This is a genomic window from Ruegeria sp. H6 (assembly GCF_056532975.1).
This window is the reverse complement of the sequence record NZ_JBQFOA010000033.1, coordinates 1-1,181: the sequence shown is the minus strand read 5'-3', so window position 1 is coordinate 1,181 and position 1,181 is coordinate 1. Positions and strand designations below refer to the sequence as shown.

The 1,181-nt window shown below is 62.3% G+C and carries 1 protein-coding gene; it reads right to left on the bottom strand.

Annotation, left to right across the window (positions count from 1 at the left end; translation table 11 throughout):
* A partial coding sequence (gene eno, locus ACR0AG_RS22375; RefSeq protein WP_480842883.1) for a phosphopyruvate hydratase occupies positions 1 to 1,181 on the bottom strand: 1,181 nt, incomplete at both ends.

Below are 1,181 nucleotides of genomic sequence, written 5' to 3'. Positions count from 1 at the left end.
GCGACTTCGCCGAGGGATTCTTCGATGCGGATGAGCTGGTTGTATTTGGCCAACCGGTCTGATCGCGCCAGTGAGCCGGTTTTGATCTGGCCGCAATTCGTCGCCACCGCCAGATCGGCGATTGTGGCGTCCTCGGTCTCGCCCGAGCGGTGTGACATCACGTTGGTATAGCCCGCCCGGTGGGCCATATCGACCGCCCGCAGCGTCTCGGTCAGCGATCCGATCTGGTTCACCTTGACCAGCATCGAGTTCGCACAGCCATTGGCGATGCCCTCGGCCAGACGCGCGGGGTTGGTCACGAACAGATCGTCGCCCACCAGCTGCACCTTGTCGCCCAAAGCCTCGGTCAGGGCGCGCCAGCCGTCCCAGTCATCCTCGGACATGCCGTCCTCGATCGAGATGATTGGGTAATCCGCCACCAGCGCTGCCAGATAGGCTGCGTTCTCATCCGAGCTCAGGCTTTTCCCTTCGCCTGCAAGCACATATTTGCCGTCCTTGAAGTACTCGGTCGCCGCGCAATCCAGCGCCAGATGGATGTCATCGCCAGGGCGATAGCCCGCCTTTTCAATGGATTTCAGAATGAAATCCAGCGCCTCGCGGGTGCTGGCGATGTTGGGTGCAAAACCGCCCTCATCGCCCACACCCGTGGCCAGACCGGCGGCTGAAAGCTCTTTCTTCAGCGTATGAAACACCTCGGACCCCATGCGCACCGCCTCGCGGATATTGCGGGCCGAGACCGGCATGATCATGAATTCCTGGATGTCGATCGGGTTGTCGGCATGTTCGCCGCCATTGATGATGTTCATCATCGGCACCGGCAGGATGCGCGCCGATGTGCCGCCGACATAGCGATAGAGCGGCTGCGTGGTGAAATCCGCAGCCGCCTTGGCCGCGGCCAGCGAGACACCCAGAATGGCATTCGCGCCCAGCCGGCCCTTGTTGTCGGTGCCGTCCAGTTCGATCATCGCCTGATCGATGGCCACCTGCTCGGTCGCATCAAAGCCCAAAAGCTCTTCCGCGATCTCGCCATTCACCGCGGCGACCGCTTCGAGCACGCCCTTGCCCAGATAGCGGCTTTTGTCACCATCGCGCTTTTCCACCGCCTCATAGGCCCCGGTCGACGCCCCAGACGGCACCGCCGCCCGACCCATCGTCCCGTCTTCGAGGATCACATCAACCTC